Source organism: Parabacteroides faecis (assembly GCF_014647375.1).
Lineage (GTDB): Bacteria > Bacteroidota > Bacteroidia > Bacteroidales > Tannerellaceae > Parabacteroides > Parabacteroides faecis.
In genome coordinates, this window is the sequence record NZ_BMPB01000007.1 from 20,509 (window position 1) to 46,202 (window position 25,694).

A 25,694-nucleotide genomic window follows, 5' to 3' on the forward strand; every position below is an offset into this window, starting at 1 on the left:
ATATGGATACCAATCAGTTAATTTATGACTATTTCCTTCAAGATAGATTTACAATAACGATGTATGTTAGAAATTGAATAACCCTCTTTCGAGTGATCGCTGTTTCATATCCTGCTCTAAGGAATAAAATTACTACATGTGTTAATCATTGTTATTTTCATCTTTAAAGCCCAAATAAGAAACAAGTTTATCCGAAGTATCAATAATACTTTGGTTCTCATATTTCATCCCTAAATCTCTAATTTTTGAAATTATATCTAGTATATTTTTTGACTTTTTATTTTGAAGCTCTTGGAGTGATGCTAACAATGATATTAAATACTTATCAATTCTATTACACAATAAAATAAGTTTGAGAAGTTGCTTCAATTCCTTAACATGATTCATCTTCTCAAATGCTTGCCATCTTTCACTTATATTCAATTGCCTCTCTTCTCGGTAATGGGTATATAAATTACGCCTAGTACAATCTATATGTGTTGTAAGTTCTTCTAATTGTTTCTCTACTTCATTCGACATTGGATTTGCAACAAATTCAGGAATACCCTTTAATTTATGCCATATACTTTCCGATTTTTTATCGTCATTATAACCATATAGTTGAGTCAAAGCTGCTGTTTCAAATCTATATATCCTATGCAAGCAAATTGAGCGTTCAATTATACTTGACGCCTTTAGATAACTATCCATTGAACAGATCAAATCTGATCGCATAAAAGTAATAATCCAACGTATTTCAACAAGAGATTGCAAATATTGGATACTTGCTGTATCTAAACCTTGCTGTTGCAAAAATGATATACCCACATCACATTGACTAAAAAGTTTATTCATGGATTCAACTTCGGTCCATGCCTTCAATATTTGGTCTGAAATTATTGTTTTAAAGTCAGTCTTTTTATCGAATGCTTCTGCAATTTGGCTATTTATAAAAGTTTGTATTTCTATATCCATTTGTTTTCTAGTTTTGTGTTCAGTTGTATTCGCTGAAGAAATATTAGAAAAAATGGTGGTAAAAATTGAGTTTGTCAATTTTAAAACTTTATCGTGTATTTCCATCTGTATTCCCAATCTTATAGCATATTCATCTTCACTATTAAGTGTTAATAATTTTTGATACATTTGTGATGGCTTATCATAATGAGCTGTCATATTTCTTAGATCCTTATCACAATTACCACCTAAAGTTTTTATAAGTAGCCTTAAGTCTTGTAGATATGTATTAGTCACATCGTCATTACAATCTTTAAAAAAATTTATCAACCGGACTAAAACACCATTACCATCTCTTCCCAAGAAATATTTACACCATTCATACTGACACAAGTTTATCATTTGCATATGATAACGCTTTGCGTAAATACTATCAGTTTGTAACATATTTTGAAGTCCGTTAAATCCCTCATACATCCCTGAAAGACTTCCACTAAGCAACTCAAAGACTATCTGTAAAAACTCTAAAGAGGTGTCCCCTATTGTAGATATAGATTCGAAAATCGTTTTCGCATCCTCAATCTTTTCTAATAATTCTTCGCTATCATAAATACCTCGTTTTGAGTTCTCAATCAAAATAGCAACACTTTCTGGACTAGCTGGTTGTTTTCCCATATCACTTTAATTTAATAGAGTTCTTTTCATTTGATTAAAGATTCCCCTGGCCTCTTTTCCATTAAAACCATCTTCCTTTACAACAATAAGTAAGTCTGATATTTTTTCTGTTACAAAAATAGCAAAACTCTTTGTAATCATCATAAATTTTCTATCATTGAACAATTAAAATAATTCGCGTATGGCAATCATATTGTAAAACGCACACATAGATCAAGCTGACAATCTATAAACTTGCCTGTACAGTGCTCCCGATAACTTCAATCAGGAATGGGAAATGGGGATAATATTCGATATAGATAGTAGCTCATCGGAGCAATAACAGTCAATACAACTGTATATCAATGGCGGCAGGGAGTATTTCCTGTTATCTTTTCTCTATTAAGTGATTAAATTGTCTTACCTTTGTTCCGTCAAATAAATCTAAACTCCATTCTTGCATGAAAATAACACTCAGGATACTACGCATTATCTGCAAATTGCTACTGCTGACCTACGTGACGGTAGTCAATCTAATCTTTATCATCATGTTTTATGCCCTGATACTGGGAATTATTCATCTGATATTTCCCACATTTAGCGCTAAGCTATCAAGTGGGGCGTTAGGGTCGCATCTCATCAATACATTACCGTTCTATCTTCTCCTGCTACATATTCTGTATTGTCTTTCCCCGATAAGGGTCTGGTTCCTGCGAAAAAAAGAAGGTTTCAAGCCATTGACCGGAAATGAACAAGCAAGAATAAACCGACTGCTCTTGGAGATAGGAATTGAAAGGAAACTGAACCTGTACTGTAACAGGGATACCCGCCCCAATGCCATCACCTTTGGTTTCAATACGATAGGCTTCACTGAAGGAATAATGAAACAGGCCTCGGATGAAGAACTGAAAGGGGTTATCTGCCATGAGATAGGACACATCACACATTACGACTATGTGTATCAGGTGTTCATTTACTCAATGGAAGCGTTCGGTTATCGTTGTCTCTATGGGCTCTATTTCATCCCCGCTTACCTGTTCGGGATTATCGGTGCTTTCGTATTCGCCTTGGTTCCAGCCCTTAGTTTTGTTGGAAGGCTGATAGAAGAATTATGGAATATCGCATATAAACTGATACATAAAGTGATTTATGGAATCAGCCACTTGCTTAGTGTGAATATAAACAAGTACACGGAGTATCGTTGTGATGCCCATTCCTTAAAATATGGCTGTGGCGAAGGACTGCTTTATTTTCTGCGTCGTCTGAAGTGGATGGAAGAAACATACGGTGAACGGATGTCATTCACCGAATATATCATGAGTACCCATCCCGCAACAGAGAAACGGGTGAAGAGATTGGAAAAATTATTGGATTAACAACATTAAAACAAGTTAGGCAACCATCCAAAATAGCTTGACTTGTTTGTAAATTATTTGTCGGTGTAGGGTGTGGCAGGTCAATCCAACATCTTTCTCACAGCTAAAATCTGCTTGAGTTCCAGTAATAGTTATGCACTCCATTACCAGAACTTTACCGTTTTTCACTGATTGATTTTTTGTGTAAAACAAGACCTTAAACATCTATTTAAAGCAAATTGGACGTGGTAACAATTTGATATTAATTATTTTGCATTACATTCACACATCTAAAAAACATTGTTTCTTTTTGAGAAACTTGGCATTTTATTATAACTTATTGTAAATCAGAAGATGATTACAGTACTTAAAAAATGCAGGTAACGATTTAGTAGCAAAAGTTTTGCTTTCGGTTACACAGCTTTGCATAGTTTCAAATAACTCATATACAAATATAGGCACTGTTTGGGATATAACCAAATTTATAAGGATTATTTTTTACAAGTATTTGCATATTAATATTTTACCCAATAATAGGCTTTATAATCAGATGCCTGTTCTTTTAAGAATGACTGAAAATTGTTTCTAATTATTTTTTGTCCTATTTAGAGCTTTCTGTTTTTTGGCGAGATTGTGTCAGACTATAATTGACAACCTCTTATATTTCCTAGAATCAATCCTCCCAAAATAGACTTAAAGCAGAATTTTTATGAGTGATGCAATGTTCATAGAACTTTCTTTGTCGATCCTCATCTTTAACGTATTTGAAACAATCTATAGCCCAAACTTGCTCCGTTCGAAAAACCTCTGCAATATGATTATTATTAAAATAATCTCCCATTACAGTGTTTCGTGGTACGATTTTGTCATTAATCATCCATTTGAAGGGAAAATCCTCGCTTGAATAGGACCATCTTATAATATTATTTTCTGCATATACTATTAAAAGAGGATAATTTCCAATATCTGCAAATCGCAAAGCACAAGCCGTTCTACTTATTTTATATTCAGACCTCAAGTAGTCTATCACCTTGATGCCAAATTTCTTATTCCCAATGTCTTTGCGAAAACGTTCTTCAGGCATTAATAAGCAGGCGGCAAAATAATCAGCTTCACGTTCAATAGAAAAATATTGAGCTTTATTGGTAAGAGAAGGATGTGGTTCTAACAATCCATTTTTCAAACCGATTCTATGTGTGTCAATAAAATAATGACCAAGTTCGTGTGCTAAAGTAAATCTTCCTCTATCTGTATCGACTCGGTTACCATTGTATGTATTAATATGAATATAAAACTTCCCATTATCATAAATAGTCATTCCATCAAAAGTATTACTTTCGTAGTTATCATAAAATACATCTAAGTTCTCATCAGCGACAATCCTTTCAAGCGGCGTTATTTTTTCATCGAACTGTAAAGCAATATATTCCGCTAATTTCTTAATTTTTAATCTATTCTTCTTCGCTATCATTGTTCTTGCGATGCTTTTTAGTCATTTTATCAAGAATATGTTTAGGAACTTCCTGTCCTTTTCTTGCAACCATTCTCAATCCTTCTATTTCACTTTTCAGTTCATCTGATTTTTTGATATGAAGCACTTTTGTACCGCAAGAACAAATTTTCCCTTCAACTATAGACTTCGCATCAATTGAAACGTCTTTTAATTTGAAGTCATAATCAGCATACAATTTATCAAACCTTGCAAGTTCCAATTCATTTGTCGGAAATAAAAATCCAGTAGAACGGAACCACTCTTCCAAATTCTGATTGTTGATTTTATGTTTATTATTTGTTCCCATTGACTTTGTTTATATAATTATTGACAAGATCGGTTGCCTCTTTTCTATATACTCTGATGGAAGCTTGTGTCAACTCCAATTGTTCTTGTAACTTATTGCTTACAGAACGTGGAATGTTCTTATCTTTATCTGGTTTGTATGCTAAATAAGTGAAATAGATTATTCTATGTTTTAGTGAAAGCCCTTGTAGTACTCTTTCCAGAAAACTTAAATTTTCTTTTAATTCCTTTTGTTTCTCAAGTTCCTCTGGAGCATACACCTTAATGAGTCCGTCCACATTATCAATTAATGACAAATCTTCCTCTTTTGTAGGCTGAGCGCAAGTGTCCCTATTTTTAAAAAGCAATATTTGGGTGAATAGTATTTTATACATCCATAAAAGAATGGCCTTATCAACATTTTTAGTATTTGCTTTTTCCATACTAAAAGTATGAGCGTTTTTCCATACTTTATCAAAAGTACATGTTGCTGCTAAAAAAGCAATAACTTCATTATATTCAAATTTTGAACATAAAACCTCTGATTTTTGTAATATATCTCGTTGATATCGAGCTTGGAATACATAGAAAGCCATTTCTGCCTCATTGGGGAATTCATCTTTGAATGATATATATTCCAACAATTCAGAACCAGCCATATTCTCAAAATCTATCTTTTTTGTCATTACGTCACTTTTCATATATATACTAAAAGCGTTACTAACGGAATTGGTATATTGTTGAAGGGGATACCAATTATTCTGCAAATATAGGGATATATCATAGAATAACGGGATTTTATCCTAACGGAATTTGTATATAATAAAATGGTGGCGAATAAAATAGATACAGAATGAGCGTAACAAGCATTACTACTAAAAAACAGAATCTCCTATGGGCAGTCTCTGGTGGGAGATGTGAATATGAAGGATGTAATAGGATATTGTACACAGATATATTGACAAAAAAGAAATACAATAGTGCCTATATTGCCCACATAGTAGCGGATAAACCAGATGGCCCAAGAGGTGATACTGTACGTTCCAAACTACTTTGTGATGACATAAGCAATTTGATGTTATTATGTAATGAGCATCATAATTTAATAGATAAGGTGGACATAGAAGGACACCCTGAATCCCGGTTATTAGTTATGAAACATCAACATGAAGAACGTATTAGACGAATAACGGACATAGTCCCCAATATGTCCAGTGAAATAATCTTATATGGAGCGAATATAGGGAGCAACAATTCTCCCTTATCTTACCAATCTGCATGTGAAGCATTGTTATATGATTATTACCCGGCAAGCGATAATGCCATAGAATTAAGAATGAAGAATGTGCCGTTTACGGATGACACTGATACTTATTGGGTGATAGAAGAAGCTAATCTTTGTGAACAGTTTAAGCTACAAATAAAGCCACGATTGATGCAAGGAAATACCGATCATTATTCTGTATTTGCACTCGCACCGCAGCCGCTACTTATAAAATTGGGAGTTTTATTGAACGATTTGAATGATGTAAAAGTATATCAAAAACACAGGGAACCTTCTACGTGGAAGTGGCAGTCGATGATATCCAATGATATAGAATATGTTCTAAATGAACCTGCTAATAAAACGAAGATTCCCGTACTCGTATTTAGTTTGAGTGCAACAGTGACACATGATAGAATACAAAAGGCTCTTGGAAAAAATACAAGTATATGGGAAATCACAATATGTGGTACACCTAACAATGATTTCTTAAAAACAGAAGCATTATTATCTGATTTTCGTCGTACGGTTAGAAATGCTTTTAACAAAATCAAATTCCATCATGGTTGTACGGAATTACATGTTTTTCCAGCTATGCCAGTATCGGCATCTATTGAATTGGGTAGAGTGTGGATGCCCAAAGTTGATATGCCTATGATAATCTATGATGCGAATAAGTTAAAAAACGATTTTTACAAGACAATAACAATAGAATAAACAGATATGCTGACACAAGAAGAAAAAAAACAATTCAGTGAAATTTTAGAAACACTCGGCGAAACATTGGACATCACAGAAACCCAATATAACACCGCAGTTAGTAGTTATGGTGCAGTAGGAGAATGGCTGGCAAAGCCCGAATCATCGCTTGCTCCATATAAACCGGTCATTCGCCCGCAAGGCTCATTCTTGCTTGGAACAATGATCAAACCTATTTGTGAAGATGATGATTTGGATATTGACTTAGTATGTGAACTGACGGGAAAAAATCCACAGTGGACACAATATCATCTCAAACAAGTGATCGGAAATAGACTTAAAGCAAATGAGACTTACAAGAATATGCTTGACAGAGAAGGGCGAAGATGTTGGACGTTGATGTATTCTGATAGTGCCAATTATCATATGGATATACTTCCAAGCCTTGTTTGCAGTGGATATAATATTGTATTTGAAAAAGCCTTTTCAGATACGGAATTGGAGAAAGATTACGAATCATTGGCAATACGTATAACAGACAATAAACAAAACAACTATTACACCGATACAATTGCTGAAAACTGGATGAAAAGCAACCCATTCGGTTATGGTCGATGGTTTTTCAATGCAGCTAATGTTGTCTCATTACATAAATCTATAATGTTGGCAGAAGCTGTAAGTCCTGTTCCGAAATATAATAAAGAGAAGTTACCGCTTCAGCGGGTTATTCAAATTCTGAAAAGACATCGTGATATAATGTTTAACGGAGATGAAGATAAACCTATATCCATTATTATTACAACTTTAGCTTCAAGGGCATACAATAAAGAAACGTCTATCATAGATGCATTGACGAATGTGATTATCAATATGCCGAATTATATTGAGAGTCGCTATGACTCAAGCATAGGCAGAACTGTTAAATGGATTCCAAATCCGGTGAATCCTGAAGAGAACTTTGCAGACAAATGGGTAGAACATCCACAGCGAGAAAAGAACTTTTATAAGTGGCTCAATCAGGTTGAACAAGACATTCAAACTATAATTCAACAACGGGGATTGTATAATATTTCTGAATCTATGGGAAAGCCATTTGGCGAAAAAATTGTAACAAAAATTTTTTCAGAATTAGGCAGGAAAAATTTTAATCTTCGGGAAAATGGAGTATTAAAAATGGCAACAGGTACAGGGATTCTTAGTACAGCTGGTAGCGTTACCGCTGCTGCACATAATTTTCATGGTAATGATTAAAAGACAAGAAATTTCACTAATGATACAAGCTCTTAAACTTCAGTCTTACTTCCCTGATTCTAAGTATTCAATCAGGTCAAATACTCTTGTTTGGAAAGGCTACATACAACCCACCTACTTGAGTCCCAGATATCTTATTAAAGTTGTTTACCACCGGGAAAGCCATCCTAATGTCTATGTTTTAGCTCCAAAACCTTTGACATTAGCCAAAGGGGAAACGAGACTTAAGCATGTGTATAACACAGAAAAACAACACCTGTGTATATATTATAAAAGGGCAAAAGAATGGGATGAGTCTCAATTTATTGCAGATACAATTATTCCTTGGACAAGTGAATGGTTACTTCATTATGAAATCTGGGTTGCCACAGGTATTTGGCATGGTGGTGGAATACATTAAAACTATAAAAATATGAATAATAAAATTTTAGCTGTTATTTTTTCTTTGTTATTGCTGGTGTCGTGTGCCTCAATACCCAAAGAAACCGTAACCCTGTCGAAAACGATAGGCTCGGATTTGCAAATTTTGCATAATTCTCAGCGTAATATGGTACAACTGTATTATAACGGAATAAAGCATAACATAAATGCTTTCATCGACGATGTGTATGCTCCGTTTATCATCCATCATGTTTTAGAAATAGAGCTGAATAAGTATAAAAGAAGTGAATCGTCGATATACGGAATTATAGAAAATGCCGGGAAAAAAGGTGGTAAAGATGAGACGGAAGAAGCCTTGAATGTTATGTTGGAATTTCAAGAGGCAGCGAATCAACAAATAAATGCGAAAAAAGATGAATTGCTTTCTCCGATACTACAGCAAGAAAGAGAAGTATTGAGTGCAATAGACCAATCCTATCAAAATACGATATATGCCAATACAACTCTAACTGCTTATCTTGTATCAGTTCGTAAAGTCAAAGAAAGCCAAAACGAAGCACTTTCCATTGCTGGTCTTAATGGTTTAGATACTACAGTTACCAATCAATTGGTCGAGTTGTCAAGTTTTGTAGATATGATTCTTGATAAAGGGGAAAAGATTAACATTAAAAGTGACAAAGCCCAACAGCAAATCGAAGATATAACAAATAAAATCAAAGAATTAACCAATAAAATAACAAAATGAAAACAAACAGATTTTCTGAATCATTTGCCAATGCAGATGCAGTGTTTAACGGCATGTATAGTGCTGAACTAAGACAGTTAAAAGGATTATCAAAGGAGGAAATTAATGCAATCGTACCTGCATCAAACAGTATGCAAACCTATCAAGCATTAGTGGAAGTTGTAGAGAAAGCCTCCAAAGATAATTTGGCACAAGCCCAACTTATATCGAAAATAAAAAGTTTAGGTACTTCAGCGATTAAATTAGCCAAGAAAATTCCTAGCTGGGCTGCATTGTTTTAATATTAAACAGGTATAAGGAAATTCGCTATTTAAGAACAATTTTCGACAGAAATCAACCTGCATTATTTGGATTGGAAATAAAACTTTAAGGTAATGGCTAAAAAAGTTACTGGTAAAGCAGCTGCTAGTGCCACTTCAAAAGCATTAAGAGACGGACGGGTAAGTGCCACAAGCAAAACCGCCGCAGAAAGTGCACTTTCTCAAAGAGAAAAAGATGGAAAGAGAAAATAAGCAGAAAAGCAAAGAGCGTAGAGAGTTTTTGAACCTACGCTCTTTTAATATTTACCATCTTTCCATAGACATTAAATTGAACTATCTCATAAAACTTGTGTACATCTGTGGACCTGCTTCATATCAATATGAATATAATGGAAAGTATATCTGACCATAGATATTGATATATCACTATTTATCACTGATTAGTAACTTAGACTTTACATAATTTATTAGTTTCCACAACCAGTGCCATTTGTATATAGGCATCCGCTTTTTTGTAAGAATATCCTTCTGGGAAAGATTCAATGAGATATGAATGACCGGCTTACTAATGTGCGAATTGAGTGCAACGTAAGGTTTGAAAGTCTGCACTCAATTCGCACATTACTGGAAGTGTCCACCGCTATTTTCGGATATCATAAGACCTTTACCGTACCGTCATCCTCCTTTTTTATTATAGGCAGCCACCCCGTAGGAGAAACTGCCCGATATGATATTCAGCACCATGAACATTATTCCTTTTTAGTAAGATACTCCTTTTCGTACCGTTTTGTAAGTTCAATAACCTGCCTGCATATTTCTTCCAGCTTACGGGTTTCTTCGGCGAGTTTATAGAGAAATGCAAGCGATTTCTTCTCCCCGTAAATGGTATGGATGATCTTTACACATTGGTTATAGTTATTTCCTATCCTGCGGAATTGCTGATAGAAAGCGGTAAGCTGGGCGTAATACTCCTGAGCTTCCTTGTCAATCTTCACCACCTTGAACTCTCAGCCGAAGATGCGGGCGAAGATAAATTCGGCCTTGTTCTTCATACCCGATTGTTCAAACATCGTGAGGAATTTTTCATTTTCCTCACTGCTCAACCGCACAGAGTGGCGATGCACCCGTGGGTCAGCGAGCACTTTGTGTCCCGCTTTGTTTCTTACAAGCATTCTTTTCTTCATGACATGAATATTTTTAAAAGGTTCGACTTGGGAGAACCGCCGTCCCCGAAAGGTCTTTCGGGCGAGACTTTGAGGGCCTGAACTTCAAGTGAGGGCCTCAAAGTACACCTCGCTATATGCTGACGCATATTAAAATCCGGTCGGGCCGGATTAAGGGTCTGAAGCATTTGTCTTACGTTCTCTTTCGAGAACGGGCTGCGCTCTCCCGGCGACAAAGGTAGATAGTTTTTTCTGTCCGAGCATTATGGCGGTTCCCGCCAACAACCGCCAATAAATGACTTTGGAATTATGAATAGCTCTCTTGAGGTTTATTTGCAGCCGGATAGTCATTCGGCTACTTATTCGGATAGATGAAAAAACGGTTATCCGAATAAATGTTCGGGTAGTTTTCTTTTTGAAGAGCTATTCGATTAAGTATGTTTTCAGGCAAGCGTTCATAAGGCTGCCTATCCGCTTATACAGCCATACATATATAATGATATATAGACAAACAGATACTCGGATAGATGAATAGGAGCACAGATTATTAAACGGATGCTTACATAGACAACCGGATAGCTAAATAGCTATATAGCTGAATAGACAGATAGCTTTGTAGCTAAATAGCTATAAAACAAAACAGATAAGTGGACAGAGACCTGTCTGCCTGACTAAACAGATAAAGGTTGCTCTTATATGTTATCATTCAACCATTTCTAATCTTATAACTTTCTTGATATTCTATTCAACTGCGTAAGAATATTAAAAGTCGGGCAATCCCATAAGGACGGCCCGACTTTTTAATACGGTCACTTATCAGGTGTGGGGTGTGGCAGGTCAGTCCACCGGTTCTCCGCCATAGCACAGACGGCAGATGTCACTATGGATTTCACGCATGATGTACTCCTGCATCCGTTTGCTGATGCGGCGGTTCTTGGAACGCATGAACAGTCTGTTTTCTATCAGACTGCAAAACTTCGTGCCTTCCTCGTCCACGATACAGAGTATCTGGTTCTCAAGGAAAAAATCCATGTCTGTGGAGTATTCCACATTCGGGGAGATTCTTATATATTTCATACGGTTACAATTATTTGGTGATTACGGTGGCGGTGTGGGTGGGGTCATACGCCCTTGTCCGTCTTGTCATTTTTGAAAAGAAAAACCATACCGGATTTTATTTCCGGCATGGCTTTATTTGCATTTTAGGCCGCCTTATCACTTCCTGCGTTCCCTTTTTTCGTTCCGGTGAGTTTCCTCTCCTGCTTTTCTTCAGTCGGCTGCGCTTCGGCTTTTTGTGCTGCCGCCTTTTCCGCTTTCTTCATCTCCTTTATCCTCTCTCCCAAACGTTCGTGCCTTTTCTGATATTCTTCCTCGTGGGTGGCTTTGGCAAGTCCGTACTGGTCGGGGAAGTGCATGTTTGCGAAGTCCCTCAAGAGCTTGGATGCGTTATTGTCTCCGTAACCGCCCTCGCAGAGGGAGTGGATGATGAAATCGCGTTTGATGACCGTCCTTTGTGCGTCCGTCAGTTTGGCTACAATCTTCATCCGCTGTTTCTCGTCCAACGGCATCGGCTGGTCCTTGATGCCGCAAAGCGGATAATGCTTCCTTTGCAGTTTGGTCAGCATGATGAAATAAAGCATTCCGTCCTCATACTGCGTAAACGGACTTTCGGGATAGTCATTCTCACGGACTATCTTTTTCGTATCGGCAACAATCTTCTCGGTGGAGAGTTGTTTGAAACGCTTGTCCCGCTCCTGCAATGTCTCAATGGTGACGGGGGCGGTTTCCTTCCTGTTTATCTCCACATAGCAAAGTTCGGGTTCTGTCTGTCCCACTTTGACGTAGGTCTTTATCCTGCCCTCCTCCCTTTTACGGTTGAGTTCTTCCACCTTTCGGGCGTATTCCTCGTTTTTCTGTTCAAAGGTCTGTACCGCTTGTTCATACTCTGTCGGTTCGGAGAACTGCTCCTTTTGCGGTGCTTCGGGTGCTTTGGGAAATTCCCTTGCCGATACGTTATAGTCGAGTTCTTTGATTTCATGCCCTTTCTTGTCCAATTTTTGGAGTGCCGTGTCGTTACGGCTTCCGTAATAAGGTCGGGCGATTACCAGCTTCGGGTCGGATTTCAACAGTTTCTCCGTTTCCTTTGCCACATGCGCTGCGTTCTTGGCTTCCAGACATTTGCGGTTGGTACAATGTCCGCACCCGTTATGTTCGGCAAAAAGGTTGTAGTTGGCTGCGTTGTGTGCACACGCCTTGCATTCCGTCTTGTCGAACTTGTATTGTTCAAGGTCGGTTGTGTAGTATTTCTCAAAATGTTTCTTGAACAGATTGAGCGTATAACCGCTCCAATCGTCCCTATTGCCCTGCTTCAGATGGCTCTCGTACACGTCCTTTTGGATGTTGGCTTCATAGGTGCTTATTTCCTCGGCCACGCTGACGGTGATTGTCCCGTTATCCAGCAGTTCACCGACAGGCGCATACAATTCGTTCAGTTTCAAACGTGTATAGATATATTTCTCGCTCCGTCCGAAGCGGCTGACGAGTGAGTACATGTCGTACCTGCCCTTTTCAAGCAGGCGTTTGAAGGCTCTCGCTTCCTCGGTGGGGCGTACCTGCTCACGCTGTAAGTTCTCGCTTAGTGACATGTCCTCCACTTCATCGTCCGTTATATGGTCGTATATGGTTGCCTTTATCGTCTTTGCTCCTGCAAGCAGTGAGGCACGGTAGCGGCGTTCGCCGTAGATGATTTCGTAACCGCCTGCCGTGCGTGGACGTACGGCAATGGCCTGCAAGACTCCCACTTCCCGAATGCTGTCCGCAAGTTCCTGCAAGGATGTGTCATTGAACGTCTTGCGGTGGTTGTCCGCACTTGGGTGTACGGCTGTGATGTCAAGGTCTATTTCAGCCGTTGCCGTTGCAAGCGGTGTCTTAGGCGTGGCTTGCTGCGGTATTTCTTCCACAACGGTGGGAACGGTTGCCGTTTCGGGTGCTTCCGTCACTCCGGCAGTTGTGGGTATGTCCTGCCCACAGATTAACGTCATTGGCTTGGGGATGATTGCCAAAGCGGTTACCTTTACTGCCGTTTCTTTCTCTGATTTCTGAACTTTGTTGTTCTTCCGTGCATTCTTGTTCGTTTTCATAACTATAAATTTTAATGGGTTGATATTGATTGAATTACTTTCGATAGGCAGGGCGGTTTGTTCCGCCCTGCCTTTTACGTCTCTATACGTTGGCATACGTTGCGAGTGTCTCACGTACTTTCTGTTCCTGCTTCCTGCTGTATATCCATCCTGCACGCCTTTCACCGTTATAGGTAAGGTTCGCACGGAACAGACCGTTCAAGCCTTTCAAAACGTCCTTTATCGGCTTGGTGTCCCCGAATACGGCTATCGCCTTTTCGCTGTATTCCACAATTTCAAGATTGAGCGTTGAGAGGTCTGTGGATGTTGTCGGCTGTGCTTCGGTTTCCCCTTGCGGTGCTTTCAGACAAATGTTAGCTTTATCCCCTGCGGTGTGGGCATATCGTTCGATAAACTTTTCAAGGTCGTAAATCCGCTCTTTTGAAATCGTCCAACCGCTGTACTTGTTACGTCCCAAATACATGCCGTCCCCCATGCTGTAATTTTCACGGTGTTCGTACTCCTTGTCGTTCCCTGCCAGATAAGCCGTTCCCTCAAAATTGGCGGCATATTTGCGCATTTCGGAAAAGAGGTTTCGTGTATGCGTGGAAAAGCCCAAAATCACGGTTCTTTCTATACGGTAGTCGTAGTAGTCCGTATAGCTGTCACACTCGCTCACCCGTAGTTCACCGATAATGGCGGCTTTCGCGTCCGAAGGGATAAGGGGGCGCAAGCGTTCCGCTCCGATTTTTGCGGTGTGTTCGTTCCTCTGCCGTTCTTCCTCCGCTTTTCTGTCATCCTCCGTTTTCTTCTCCCTCGCTTTGGTAAGCAGGGCGGCTGTTTCCAACGGATCCAAAAATTTGGGGTTCGCATCGTCATAATACATGCCTATCCCGAATTTTTCCGACAAGGGCCGGATAAGGTCGGAAGTATGAAACTCGTGTGTCCGCAAATTGATAAGATGATAGGTTATTCCCCACTGGCTGCGGCTTATTTCATACACTACATAGCTGTCGTAGCTGTAACCTTCCAGCATTACCACTTGATTGACTGAAACGGTCTGTTCGTCTCTGTCATAGCTTCTGTTCGCTCCCAATAAATGTACTTTGTTCATAATGAGTTGTTTTAATGATTAATATTTCGTTTCAGAGTATCACGCAAAAAAGGATGATGAAAAGGAGAAGGATAGCGGAAAGAATGCGCCACACGGCACGGATGAGGAAAACCACCACCGCCAAAACTACCAACGTGGGCAGAATACCGCCTAAAACCGTCGCCACACCACCGACAAAGGCACACACGAAACGCACCGCCACATACGCACCGAAGCCGACCAGCAACCACTTCACCAAAATTTTTATGCCAGTTGGAGCGGAGCCGAAGCCTCGTTTCAAATCTTGCTGTATTTCTGTTCTCTTTTTCATAACATTGACTTTTTTTTTATGCCTTGTCGGTGGCTTCACCTTGCTCGTTTCAGGGGGCAGATACGGACGGGGAGAAAATATGCAAGGCTTTTGGTGAAAAATTTTCAACCGCCCCGCTGGACGGATTGAAAAATTTTCGCCAAAACCCGTAGGGCGCAAAGCGGCCTTGCAGATTTTTAGGGGCCCCGGCCGTAGCTTCGCACCCTGAACCATGCAAGGGGAAGTCATGACGGGATAATAAAAATGAGGAAATTGTTATATGAGGAAAAAGAGATAAGGAAATACTGCAAGATTCGAGAGGATTGCTATCGTCTCAATCAGTATATGACCATTCGCAACATGGTGTTAAACCCAACCGATTGAAACCATTTGGATGAGAGTTATTGTATAAGGGAAGACTTTCACGTATGGTTATGTGAGAGGTTTGGGCTGAAATACCCAGACCTACTTGATTTAAAGTCTTAGGTTATTATTTCTTTTTATGCCCTTGTGTCCAGCTTTGCATCCGTTTGGTTAATGCTTCTTTCAATGAATCCAAGAAAGGTGTCTTATTATTACGGATACGCATATCGCTGAATGTGCGTGAATGGTTAGAGTCCAATTCAATATTAAAAACGGTCTGGATATAGTTAAAAAGTTTTGCCAAAGGAATATCACCAAAGACTTTACGGCTATCCCAAGCGTAAATCTGTTCATAAAGTTCTGTTTTTGTCGCAACCCACGTGATACGGACGCGAGGTAAAGATTGTTCTAACCGGCGATTTTCCAATGCTTCAAGTTCCTTATTCAGATATACCATCAACATCTCGTTAGCTTTCAGCCTGGCGACCTTGAAATCACAATTAGTAGAAAACATCGGATCACGTTCGTAATGGAACGATTCCAGATAAAGAGCCGTGTCGATACGTCCTCGCAAATAGTAGATTGAATCCAAATGCGTCAAGCCTGAACGGTAATAACGCACGAAATCCGAGCGTTTTGTGTTGTAACGATTGATAGCCTTGATTTCATCAATCAGATAAGCCCGCTGTGAATCTACTCCTACCGGACGATTCATTTCGATATTATAGACCTTACGATAGTAAAGCAATCGGTAAAACAAACGAGGTTTTATTTCTTTGAAGAATTCTATTTCTTCCGCTTCATCTTTGAATGTATAGGAACCTATAAACTCTTTTACCTGTTGAAAAGCATTAGCCAATACTTGTGAGGCTTCAAGAGATTTCTTCATGATATTCAAGTCTGCGGACTCGATTTTCTTCAATTTCTTTTCAATCTCTTTTTCGAGATTATTGATAAACTCATTCATTTCTAATTTAGAACTTTATGATGTTTAGACTGTTTTACAATCAAAATGCTAATCTCATACAATACCCACATCGGCAATGCAACCAGCGAGAGCGTGAACACGTCCGATGTCGGGGTAATAACCGCAGCGATTACGAGAACAATCACGACGGCGTGTTTCCGATAGTGGCGCATGAAATCCGCTGAAAGAAACCCCAACTTGGTGAACAGCCACGATAGTATCGGAATATCGAAAACAATGCCCATTGCAAGACACATCATTACAAGTGTCGAGATATACGAATCGAGTGCGATCAGATTATCCACCTCGCCGCTCACCTGATAAGTTCCTAAAAAGCGGAATGTCAGCGGAAAGATCAAAAAGTCGCTGACGAGTACCCCCAGAGAGAACATCGCATAACCGCCTCCGACCATCCGCACTACATATCGTCGTTCATTATCATAGAGTGCCGGGGAAACGAACCGGAACAACTGGTAGAGAATATAAGGCGAAGCGCACAGTACTCCGGCACATAGGGCTGTCTTCATGTGGATGATGAACTGCTGCGCCAGCCCCGTATTGATAAGCCGTACGGAAAACGGTTCCACCGCACCTCCCGCCCATACCGCCATGCGGTCGAGCAGCCGGTAGGTAACGAATCCGTCGTCTTTCGGTGCAAGTACGATGGCGAACAATTCTTCCTTGAAACAGAACGCCGCGATGCCGAACACGACGGCTACGGCGACAATCTTCACGATTGCCACCCGCAGCACATCTAAATGTTCCCAGCAAAGATTGTGTGTGCGTCCCCGTTACCATCGGTTATTTCTTTTGCTCGGTATCCTCAATCTCTTTTTCCACGCTGTTCATCCCCTCTTTGAAGGAACGCACGCCCTTACCGATTCCCTTCATTAGTTCGGGGATTTTTTTGCCGCCGAAAAACAGCAATACTACCAATACGATCAGTAGCACTTCCTGCATACCGATACCGCCGATAAATAGTGGTGTCATCATCATTATTTGCGAATTAACCCGTTTATCATTTCAAAGATTTCATTTTCATCAAGTTCCGTATCGCAAGGAATACAGCCGACTTGTTCGTGGTTGATTATGCCATCGTAATACATATCCATCCCGAAATCGGAAAACAACGCTACCAGCTTCCTCGAAGATTCCTCTATGGAAGAATCGAAACCGAATACGTCGAGATAGTATTTTCCGACATCCTCCGCATGGCGTTTTCCCATCGCTTCGAGGAATCTCGGAAAAATAGACGTCAGGCTTCTACGGTAAGAACTGCCGAATAACTTTTCCGGAAGAAATTCCAACTCGTAAATGTCGTATGCGTAAGCCTCCTCTTTTCCTATGCCCATTCTGGACGAAGTGGAAAGAGATGCGCCCATCATAATAATACCTCTTGCATCAAGGTCATTCGGATTTTTCAGTAAAGTCTTCGTCGCTTCGAGTACGTTTTTGATATAAGAAATTCCTGCATCGTAGGACATCCGGTTTTTGTCGCCCAAAATACACGCCGATAGTTGAACCAGTGTAACAAGTCCCGTATATGCGGTCATCTCTTTGTCTAAAGTCAGGGAATATTTGGGACAAAGAATAGCATAGTCGGCCGGTATGCCGTATGCCGTTCCGAAATCGTCCGTCTTCGAATCGACGGATACAGCCCCAAGTCCATTCTCCGAACCGCTGGACGGATAGGTCGGTATCAATACGAGCGGCAGTCGTTGCAGCCCGTAAGAAGGTTTCCCTTTCAGGTAATCCCACAAATCGGATTCATGATAAAAGCCGAAAGCCATCAATTTGGCACTATCCATCACACTTGCGCCTCCGGCTCCGACAATCAGGGTTACGCCGTTGGACTTGGCAAACCGAATACCCTCTTGTATTTTGGAAAATTCCCTTGAAGAAGCTCCATATTCCACAAAATGAATGTCGGCATCGGTCAATGTTCGGATTATATCATCGTAGCACCCATTTCGTTTTACGGAACCGCTACCGTAAACAAACATCACTTTATGCCCTTTAGTCACTTCTGCGATAGTCTCCCGTATATCATTACGAAAGAGCAGTTTCGTATCGTTTCTGAAAATAAAATCTTTCATTATAATGTCTCTTGTTTAAGTTGTTCCACAAAGAAGTTTATTCGCTGCATTTGTGCCGGGATATTGATGCTTTGCGGGCAATGGTGTACGCATTGGTCGCAGCCGATGCAATGGTCGGCCTGCCGCAATTTCGGCACGGAACGGTCGTATCCGACGAGAAATGTCCGTCGAGCTTTCCGATAATTCTCGTCCTGCGAAGAGACGGGAATATTCCCTTCGTTGATGCACTTATTGTAATGTGCGAATATGGCAGGAATATTCAATCCGTATGGACAAGGCATACAATACTGGCAGGCGGTACAGGGAACCGACGGGTATTTCAGCATAGTCTGCGCCGTATCTTCCAAGACTGCCAACTCCTCTTCTGTACAAGGATCGAGCGGCGAGAAGGTACGGATATTGTCCTGCAAATGTTCCATATAGGTCATGCCGCTCAATACGGTCAATACCTTTGGAAACGAACCCGCAAAACGAAATGCCCACGAAGCGATACTATCTTCCGGGCAACGCTGTTTGAGCCTGCCGTTCAGGTAGTTGGTCAGCGTGGTAAGTCTGCCGCCCAACAGCGGCTCCATTACAATAGCCGGTATATCACGTTTCTCCAACTCGGCATAGAGGTATTCCGCGTTGAAATTCATACCTGAAGCGTGCCGGTAGTCCATATAGTTCAGTTGGATTTGTACAAAATCCCATTTGAACTCATCGTGTCGGGAGAGCAGGTAATCGAACACTTTCACATCCCCGTGATAGGAGAAACCCAAATGCCGGATACGCCCCGCTTCCCGTTCTTTAAGCAGAAAGTCGAGCAGTCCGTTATCAAAAAAACGCTCCATCAAAAAAGGCATACCGCTCCCGATACCTACTATATGGAGCAGGTAATAATCGAAGTAATCGGCCTGCAACTCCTCGAACGACCGGCGGTACATCTTTACCGAAGCATCGAACAGCTCTTCGGGAGACAACCCTTGCCCGGCCAAACGGTGGTTCGACATCTTCGTTGCCAGATAGTACGAATTGCGCGGATGGCGCTTCAATGCTGTTCCGGTGGCTTTCTCTGAAAGCCCGCGACAATAGGGAGGAGCCGTATCGAAATAATTCACTCCATGCGCTAGGGCATAATCTACCAATCCGTTGACTGCTTCTTGGTCGATAACTTCTCCAGTTCCATCCGGCGACGGCATCATAGGCCAGCGCATACAGCCATAGCCGAGTAGCGAAATCTGCTCTCCCGTTTTCGGATCGATACGATAGGTCATCTTATCGGTCGGGACTTCGCCTTGTGCGCTACCTCCGGTTCCGGCATCCCGAAAGGAACATCCCGCAACCGTCGTTGCAGACACCGCAGTAACTCCGGCTCCCAACCGCTTCAGGAACTCACGCCGGTCTATCCTATGTTTATCTGTTTTTTCCATACTGTTATCTGATTTTATATGATTCTATGGGCTTCGTGTCCCTCGACATAAATGGCACTGAACGGACGTGCCGGACACAGATTTTCACACGCACCGCACCCGATACACCGTTCGGTATCCACCATCGGTATCAAGGGCGAGAAATCATCGTCGGGGATGGAGGGTATCATCGAGATTGCTCCCGCCGGACAATGTCTGGCGCAATTACCGCATTGCACGCCGTCTGTCAGGACAACGCAATTCTCCTTTACCCATACGGCATGGCCGATCTGTATAGCGGACTTTTCTTCAGCAGAAACCTTTCGGATTGCTCCAGCCGGGCAAACCTCCGAACATTTCGTACATTCGGGACGACAATAACCGCGTTCATAAGAAAATTCCGGTTGCATAAGCGTTTCCAACCGGGAGGAAGGGCGCAGTACCCCGTTCGGGCAGACCGACACGCATAACTGGCAGCCCGTGCAACGACGATTCATATTACACAGGCTACCTGCTCCGGGAGGGACAAGAGGTGTGGTGCGCTTCGGAATTTTCTTGTCGAGAATAACAGCCAGCCCGCCGTCCACATTCTTTTCCTGCGCTTTGGCCGCAGCAGTACCGAGAAGAAGAGCAACCCCGGTGAGGAAATGGCGTCGGGAAGGATTCTGTTCCTCTGTTTTAGATGATAGCACGGCTGCCCGTTCCCGTCGTCGGGTATAAGAGATGGCCCCGTGTTTGCAGGCATCGAGACAATCCATGCAAGCCACACAACGCGAATGGTCTATCTCGTGATTCTTGTAGTCGATACAAGACGCCTTGCATTTTCGGGCGCACAAACTGCACGAGGTGCATTTCTTGGGATCAATGACCGGACGTAAAAGTGCATATTTCGAGAGCAAACCAAGTACAGTACCTACCGGACAAACCGTATTGCAGTAGGTACGTCCGTTACGCCATGTCAAGACAAATAACAGGATACAAGTAACAATGGCTATAATGAATGTCGGCAGGCTTCTCATCCAGACCTCCGTTTCATAAAAGGTGTAACTTTCGGCTCTCTCGGCAAGGTAGGCCAAGAGGTTGTTTCCCCATCCATAAAACGGAGCCAGTAAATTTTGGGCAATCCGACCGTAAGCACTGTACGGAGCTATCAAGGCGACCAGCGAACCTGCGCCTGCTGCTATCGCCACGAGGAAAAGAGCCAATACGCCGTACCTGATTCCAGATTTTGCCGGAGAATAGGAAAAACGGTTTTTTCCTTTTTTACGCCGACTGCCTACCCACGAAACAATATCCTGCATGACACCCAGCGGGCAGATGACGGAGCAATAAATGCGACCGAAAAGCAGTGTCAGCACAACGAGCAGAGCCACGACACCTACATTCAAGGCCAGCAGAGCAGGTAAGAATTGTATTTTTGCCATCCATCCCATCCATGTATGCCACCCTCCCGTGAAGTCGAGAAACAGCAACGTGACAGACACAAAAAAGATGATTGCCAGTATAGCCCTTATTTTCCGTAACATAGCTATCATTTAAGGGTTTTCATATCTATCACATACCTGAATTTTACATCTCCATCCACGACCTTCTGATAGGCTTCAGTAATCGTTTTTCCGTCAGCCGGAATAATTTCGACTTCGGGATAGATACCGTTGGCGACCGAATAGTCTAACATCTCCTGCGTCTCCTTGATTCCCCCAATCTGGGAACCGAAAATCTTGCGATTGGAGTTCATTACGATGGCATTTACCGGAATACTCGGCATATTGGCTGCCGAGGGGATTCCGACGATAGCGAGCTGACCGTCCAGCTTCAACATTTTCACATACATTACCGGATCATACTTGGCGGGAATGGTGGAGAGAATGAAATCGTATTGCTTGTTCAACCCTTGCAATTCATCGCTGTTGTTCACATTGACATAACGGGTAGCCCCCATGCGTGCGGCATCCGCACGTTTTGCTTCCGTTACATCGAATACGGTCACATCAGCTCCCAATTTCACAAGATACTGCACAGCCAAGTGTCCCAACCCGCCGAATCCGGCGACACCGACCTTATCACCTTTCTTGATACCTACATTACGGATAGGCGAATAGGTCGTGATTCCGGCGCAGAGTAGTGGCGCGACTTTTTCGATTTCGGCATTTGCCGGAATCTTGATGGCGAAGTCTTCCGCTACAACGTAGTTGTCGGAATAACCGCCCTGCGTCGGCTCGTTACCGTTATAGCGGTCTATGTCATGGTAGGTCATGATAGCCCCTTCCTCGCAATACTGCTCCAGATCATGTTCGCAAGCCTCGCAATGACGGCATGAACCGATCATGCACCCGATACCGGCATAGTCGCCTACCTTGAATTTCGTGACGTTGCGGCCTACTTTCACCACACGTCCGGCAATCTCGTGTCCGGGAACCATCGGGTATTTTTCAGGCCCCCAATCCTCGCGGACATGGTGGATGTCGCTATGACAGATACCCGCGTAGAGAATTTCAATCTGGATTTCATTATCGCCGACAGCGTGGCGGGTAAATGCGTATGGTTTGAACTGACCGTCGTTCTTGAAAACGGCGAATCCTTTGGTCAGCACGCCTCCGACACATTGTGCCGAGGCTGTCATTGTGCATACTGTACACATAATTGCTAAAATGATATTTCGTTTCATATTGATATTATTGCTTATTCTCATTGGTATTATTGGATGATATGGATGTCGCGCAACCAACTTTCTACGCCACCGCCCGTATAGGTACGCAGATGAACCGAAGCGGGCGTCACCTCATGAATCTTGTCGATGGATTGCTGGAGATATTCTGTCGAGCCGTAAGTGAAGAACGGGATAACGATCTTACCTTCGAGGTCGTAGTTTTCGAGGAACGTACAGACGACCATTGCCGGATTGTGCCACCATATCGGCGAACCGACAAAAATCACATCGTATTCGTCGATATTTTCAGGCAGGTTGCCGACACCGGGACGCAGGTTGTTGTACGATTCGTTCTGGATACGGTCGCTGTCGTCATAGGGATTCGAGGCATAAGGTTCGGACGCCTCGATACGATAAACGTCCGCACCGGTCGCCGCCACGATCTCCTCGGCTCTCCGCTGGGTATTGCCCGTAGCGGAAAAGTAAGCCACTAAAATTTTGCGGCTACCATCGTATTCGATCTCATCGGAAGGATAATCCGTATCGAAATCATCCTTGTCACACGCGCTTGCCAGCGTCATTATAGCCAGTACCATAAATACATAATAAAAAAATGTTCGTTTCATAATCATATTGTTTTTGAAGTTATTGTCTGTTGGCTCTTATAATGTCATTCAGTGAAATATCCGGATGGCGGTATCGCGCATCGGGATTTTTCTCTCCCGCACGGAGTGTGATGGCTTTTTGCGGACAATTCTGAACGCAGGAGAGGCAATATTCACAGGCTCCTTTGCATTGAACACCTTCGCCCGTCAAGGTATAGTTCCGGCGCGGGCATACCTTTACACAGATTCCACAGCCGATACAGTTTTCCTTGATGACAAGCAACTTTTCGGCGGAAGGGGAAAGAGTGTGTCCCGCACGTTGCATGAACTCGGCGTGCTGCTGTCGTTCCTCCTCGGTAACGGGTTGTATCCAGTGCTTGCGTGCCTGTATGTCCTGCATGATTTCGGCTATTTGCTTGTCTTCCTGCTTGTCGATTTTTACTTGTTCATTCATATCGAATGACGGGAGAAAGTTATCCACCATTTTCAGGGTGGTGATATAGTCGAAGCGCGTCCCGTTTTCTGTTGCCAGATTGTTCCATAGTTCGGTCGCACTGCACTTGCGGTTGCCGTAGGTAAGGATGGAAAACAGATAAGGGGCTTTTAGTTTGGCCTTTCGGATAAACTCCTGCACCATTTGCGGGGCAAGATGTCCGTAAATGGGGTAAACGATACCTATTTCATCCGCCTCGAACTCCAGCTTGTCCTGCCTGATAATCTGCGGAATACTCAACGGATTTTCCGCGAATTTCCGAGCCACGTAGAGGCAGTTCCCGGTTCCCGTGAAATAGAATACCAGACGTCTCTTTTTCTCTTCCGTGCAGGACGTGATAGAGGAGAGCCCGGATGCGGTCAATGCCAACCCTGCCAATGTAGTTCCCATACATTTGAGAGCTTCTCTTCTGGTTATTTTTTCATTGTTCATATTCGTATTAAAACTACTTGTTATTCATTTCTTTATCTGATGCAAAATTACGTCAGACCAGCAAGGGAGACCTTATATGAATTACGGATTGGCGTATAATTATTACAGATTGAAATTATACTTGAAAAAGTATCCTCATTTAACTTTATATATCCCTTATTAAGCAAGTTACCCGGCCGGAAATCCGGTCGGGTAACTTATTGGATAGGTTTGAACCGTTATCATTTATTCGGCCATTCCGATTCTTTTCAGCCAGTTCAAGACATTGGGTTTCGCTTCGCTGACACGGTCACGGGGAATTGCATAACCATCCAACACGGAGGCTTTAGGCTCCAACTCCCGTATGGTCTTGATGGCATCCGAGAAACGGCTGCCGCCATGCGTACAGAAAGGGATAACGGTTTTACCACCGAAGTCGTATTCGTCGAAGAACGAGTATAGCGGCATCGGCATATCGTACCACCAGTTGGGGAATCCAATGAAGACCACATCGTAGTCATTGAGATTTTTGATGTGTGTAGCCAGCTTTGGACGGGCATTGTTGTCTATCTCGACCTTTGCCGCATCGATCAATGCCTTATGCGAGCCGGGATAGGTGTGTACGGTCTTTATCTCGAAAAGGTCGCTACCCGTAGCTTCCCCGATGACGGATGCGATGTATTGCGTATTCCCCATTACTTTACCATTGGAAATAAGGCGGCTGGCTCCGGAAGAAGCATCCACTCCATCCGTTTCGGGAACGGAGAAATAAACCACCAAAGCTTTTCCTTTAGTATTTTGAGAAGTCGATTTTACTTGTTGCCCGGATAGGGATTGCGCTACATTTGTACTCTCCGATACGGTCTCGTTCCCGGCAGCCCAACAATAGGCCGTTATCGTACAAGCAATGATTGCCAGTACACTCATTGTTATAATTCCTTTTTTCATTCTTTACTTGTTTTATAAGTCTATTCAATAATTCCAATTCGACGCAACCAGCCTTCCGTACCGTTTGCACTGCCCGGCATATCAATACCCGCATCGTCGGGACGCCCCGGCGTCGTAATGTCGTCCGCATCGAGGTCTTCGGGAAGTGTTTCCGGAATATGCTTTGAGCCAGGTGTTACCTTATAAATTTTCTGCATGGATTCGTTCAGATAGGTAGTAGCTCCATAGGTAAAGAACGGAATGACAACCTTATCTTTCAAGTCGTATGCTTCGAGGAACGTGCAGACTACCATCGCAGGTTGATGCCACCAACAAGGCGAACCGACGAAAATCGTATCATATTTCGCAATCGTTTCCTCATCAAGCAGGTTCGCCACTCCGGGACGCAGGTCGTTGTAGGCTTCACGCTGGATGCGGTCGCTGTCATCGTAAGGATTTGCGGCATACGGTTCGGCAGCCTCAATCCGATGGATGTCAGCACCCGTAAGCTCCACGATTCGTTCCGCTACGGCCCCGGTGTGTCCTTCAGCGGAGAAGTAAACCACAAGCATATTGCCGTTCCCGGACGGAGTATTGGGTTCATCTGGGTTAGTCGGATTTTCAAAATCATCGGGATTTTCTTCATCGCCCGGTTCTTCGGGAGTGGAGGGTTGCTCCGTTGGCGACATAGGATCATCATCGGGAGAACAAGCGGCCATAGTCGTCAGAGAAAGAAGCAAGAGTGGAATAAAAAGTAACTTTTTCATATTCAGTCTGTTCTTTGATG

At 42.3% G+C, this 25,694-nt stretch carries 27 protein-coding genes and 2 pseudogenes; 7 read left to right on the plus strand and 22 right to left on the minus strand.

What is annotated here, in order from left to right; genetic code table 11:
- Positions 1–141 precede the first annotated feature (141 nt).
- Positions 142–1,608: a hypothetical protein gene (locus tag IEY67_RS10870; RefSeq protein WP_183671531.1), complete on the minus strand. Its 1,467-nt coding sequence runs from the start codon at positions 1,606–1,608 to the stop codon at positions 142–144.
- 6 nt (positions 1,609–1,614) lie between these two features.
- Positions 1,615–1,752, minus strand: coding sequence for a hypothetical protein (locus IEY67_RS10875; RefSeq protein ID WP_189086822.1), 138 nt, complete (start codon positions 1,750–1,752; stop codon positions 1,615–1,617).
- Between the two features lie 296 nt (positions 1,753–2,048).
- On the opposite strand from IEY67_RS10875, the gene IEY67_RS10880 reads away from it, so the two are divergent.
- The gene (locus tag IEY67_RS10880; protein WP_183671530.1) at positions 2,049–2,963 is read left to right on the plus strand and encodes a M48 family metalloprotease; all 915 of its coding nucleotides are present in this window, start codon (positions 2,049–2,051) and stop codon (positions 2,961–2,963) included.
- A 78-nt stretch (positions 2,964–3,041) separates the two neighbouring features.
- Here IEY67_RS10880 and IEY67_RS25375 read toward each other — a convergent pair.
- The 4 genes and pseudogenes from IEY67_RS25375 to IEY67_RS10895 all read right to left on the minus strand — a co-directional run.
- A pseudogene (locus IEY67_RS25375) lies at positions 3,042–3,167 on the minus strand (site-specific integrase); the annotation flags it as partial.
- Positions 3,168–3,615: 448 nt separating this feature from the next.
- A complete protein-coding gene (locus IEY67_RS10885) occupies positions 3,616–4,413 on the minus strand; it encodes an ImmA/IrrE family metallo-endopeptidase (protein WP_183671529.1) in 798 nt (265 codons plus the stop codon).
- The gene (locus IEY67_RS10890) at positions 4,394–4,741 is read right to left on the minus strand and encodes a hypothetical protein (RefSeq protein ID WP_183671528.1); all 348 of its coding nucleotides are present in this window, start codon (positions 4,739–4,741) and stop codon (positions 4,394–4,396) included. Before IEY67_RS10890 ends, IEY67_RS10885 begins: the two co-directional genes overlap by 20 nt.
- On the minus strand, positions 4,728–5,420 hold the full coding sequence (locus IEY67_RS10895; protein WP_183671527.1) for an RNA polymerase subunit sigma: 693 nt from the start codon (positions 5,418–5,420) through the stop codon (positions 4,728–4,730). Before IEY67_RS10895 ends, IEY67_RS10890 begins: the two co-directional genes overlap by 14 nt.
- A gap of 152 nt (positions 5,421–5,572) precedes the next feature.
- On the opposite strand from IEY67_RS10895, the gene IEY67_RS10900 reads away from it, so the two are divergent.
- From IEY67_RS10900 to IEY67_RS10925, 6 genes are all read left to right on the plus strand, one after another.
- A complete protein-coding gene (locus tag IEY67_RS10900; RefSeq protein ID WP_183671526.1) occupies positions 5,573–6,700 on the plus strand; it encodes an SAVED domain-containing protein in 1,128 nt (375 codons plus the stop codon).
- A gap of 6 nt (positions 6,701–6,706) precedes the next feature.
- Positions 6,707–7,933, plus strand: a complete 1,227-nt coding sequence (locus IEY67_RS10905) for a nucleotidyltransferase domain-containing protein (RefSeq protein WP_183671525.1) — start codon at positions 6,707–6,709, stop codon at positions 7,931–7,933.
- A 19-nt stretch (positions 7,934–7,952) separates the two neighbouring features.
- The gene (locus tag IEY67_RS10910) at positions 7,953–8,333 is read left to right on the plus strand and encodes a type II CBASS E2 protein (protein ID WP_229801032.1); all 381 of its coding nucleotides are present in this window, start codon (positions 7,953–7,955) and stop codon (positions 8,331–8,333) included.
- A gap of 12 nt (positions 8,334–8,345) precedes the next feature.
- Positions 8,346–9,059 (plus strand): hypothetical protein, encoded by a 714-nt coding sequence (locus tag IEY67_RS10915; protein ID WP_183671523.1) that lies wholly within the window; start codon positions 8,346–8,348, stop codon positions 9,057–9,059.
- On the plus strand, positions 9,056–9,340 hold the full coding sequence (locus tag IEY67_RS10920; protein ID WP_183671522.1) for a hypothetical protein: 285 nt from the start codon (positions 9,056–9,058) through the stop codon (positions 9,338–9,340). The genes IEY67_RS10915 and IEY67_RS10920 overlap by 4 nt, the downstream gene beginning before the upstream one ends.
- A 93-nt stretch (positions 9,341–9,433) precedes the next feature.
- The gene (locus tag IEY67_RS10925; RefSeq protein WP_183671521.1) at positions 9,434–9,571 is read left to right on the plus strand and encodes a hypothetical protein; all 138 of its coding nucleotides are present in this window, start codon (positions 9,434–9,436) and stop codon (positions 9,569–9,571) included.
- Between the two features lie 497 nt (positions 9,572–10,068).
- Here the strand turns inward: IEY67_RS10925 and mobA are convergent.
- The 16 genes and pseudogenes from mobA to IEY67_RS11010 all read right to left on the minus strand — a co-directional run bounded on the left by mobA (position 10,069) and on the right by IEY67_RS11010 (position 25,674).
- Positions 10,069–10,503: pseudogene (gene mobA, locus IEY67_RS25150) on the minus strand (conjugal transfer protein MobA).
- 816 nt (positions 10,504–11,319) lie between these two features.
- Positions 11,320–11,559 carry a hypothetical protein gene (locus IEY67_RS10940; protein ID WP_122355098.1) on the minus strand — a complete coding sequence of 80 codons (240 nt, stop codon included), beginning with the start codon at positions 11,557–11,559 and terminating at the stop codon, positions 11,320–11,322.
- 125 nt (positions 11,560–11,684) lie between these two features.
- A complete protein-coding gene (locus tag IEY67_RS10945) occupies positions 11,685–13,622 on the minus strand; it encodes a ParB/RepB/Spo0J family partition protein (protein WP_183671519.1) in 1,938 nt (645 codons plus the stop codon).
- A gap of 82 nt (positions 13,623–13,704) precedes the next feature.
- The gene (locus tag IEY67_RS10950; protein ID WP_183671518.1) at positions 13,705–14,715 is read right to left on the minus strand and encodes a fusion protein; all 1,011 of its coding nucleotides are present in this window, start codon (positions 14,713–14,715) and stop codon (positions 13,705–13,707) included.
- Positions 14,716–14,746: 31 nt separating this feature from the next.
- Positions 14,747–15,025: a hypothetical protein gene (locus tag IEY67_RS10955; RefSeq protein ID WP_183671517.1), complete on the minus strand. Its 279-nt coding sequence runs from the start codon at positions 15,023–15,025 to the stop codon at positions 14,747–14,749.
- A gap of 469 nt (positions 15,026–15,494) precedes the next feature.
- Positions 15,495–16,334 carry an RteC domain-containing protein gene (locus IEY67_RS10960; protein WP_122348859.1) on the minus strand — a complete coding sequence of 280 codons (840 nt, stop codon included), beginning with the start codon at positions 16,332–16,334 and terminating at the stop codon, positions 15,495–15,497.
- Positions 16,335–16,336: 2 nt separating this feature from the next.
- Positions 16,337–17,086, minus strand: coding sequence for a twin-arginine translocase subunit TatC (tatC, locus tag IEY67_RS10965; protein ID WP_183671516.1), 750 nt, complete (start codon positions 17,084–17,086; stop codon positions 16,337–16,339).
- 49 nt (positions 17,087–17,135) lie between these two features.
- Positions 17,136–17,327 carry a Sec-independent protein translocase subunit TatA/TatB gene (locus IEY67_RS10970; protein WP_182423189.1) on the minus strand — a complete coding sequence of 64 codons (192 nt, stop codon included), beginning with the start codon at positions 17,325–17,327 and terminating at the stop codon, positions 17,136–17,138.
- 2 nt (positions 17,328–17,329) lie between these two features.
- Positions 17,330–18,430 (minus strand): iron-containing alcohol dehydrogenase, encoded by a 1,101-nt coding sequence (locus tag IEY67_RS10975; RefSeq protein WP_183671515.1) that lies wholly within the window; start codon positions 18,428–18,430, stop codon positions 17,330–17,332.
- Complete coding sequence (locus tag IEY67_RS10980) at positions 18,430–19,842, minus strand: aldo/keto reductase (protein WP_183671514.1); 1,413 nt, start codon at positions 19,840–19,842, stop codon at positions 18,430–18,432. Before IEY67_RS10980 ends, IEY67_RS10975 begins: the two co-directional genes overlap by 1 nt.
- Before the next feature lie 14 nt (positions 19,843–19,856).
- Positions 19,857–21,347 carry a 4Fe-4S binding protein gene (locus IEY67_RS10985; RefSeq protein WP_183671513.1) on the minus strand — a complete coding sequence of 497 codons (1,491 nt, stop codon included), beginning with the start codon at positions 21,345–21,347 and terminating at the stop codon, positions 19,857–19,859.
- 5 nt (positions 21,348–21,352) lie between these two features.
- Entirely contained in the window at positions 21,353–22,489 is a 1,137-nt protein-coding gene (locus IEY67_RS10990; protein ID WP_183671512.1) for an NAD(P)-dependent alcohol dehydrogenase, read from the minus strand.
- 29 nt (positions 22,490–22,518) lie between these two features.
- Positions 22,519–23,097: a flavodoxin gene (locus IEY67_RS10995; protein ID WP_183671511.1), complete on the minus strand. Its 579-nt coding sequence runs from the start codon at positions 23,095–23,097 to the stop codon at positions 22,519–22,521.
- A gap of 19 nt (positions 23,098–23,116) precedes the next feature.
- The gene (locus IEY67_RS11000) at positions 23,117–24,001 is read right to left on the minus strand and encodes an EFR1 family ferrodoxin (RefSeq protein WP_183671510.1); all 885 of its coding nucleotides are present in this window, start codon (positions 23,999–24,001) and stop codon (positions 23,117–23,119) included.
- 225 nt (positions 24,002–24,226) lie between these two features.
- A complete protein-coding gene (locus IEY67_RS11005; protein WP_122355112.1) occupies positions 24,227–24,928 on the minus strand; it encodes a flavodoxin in 702 nt (233 codons plus the stop codon).
- A 20-nt stretch (positions 24,929–24,948) separates the two neighbouring features.
- Positions 24,949–25,674: a flavodoxin gene (locus tag IEY67_RS11010; protein WP_183671509.1), complete on the minus strand. Its 726-nt coding sequence runs from the start codon at positions 25,672–25,674 to the stop codon at positions 24,949–24,951.
- Positions 25,675–25,694: the final 20 nt, after the last annotated feature.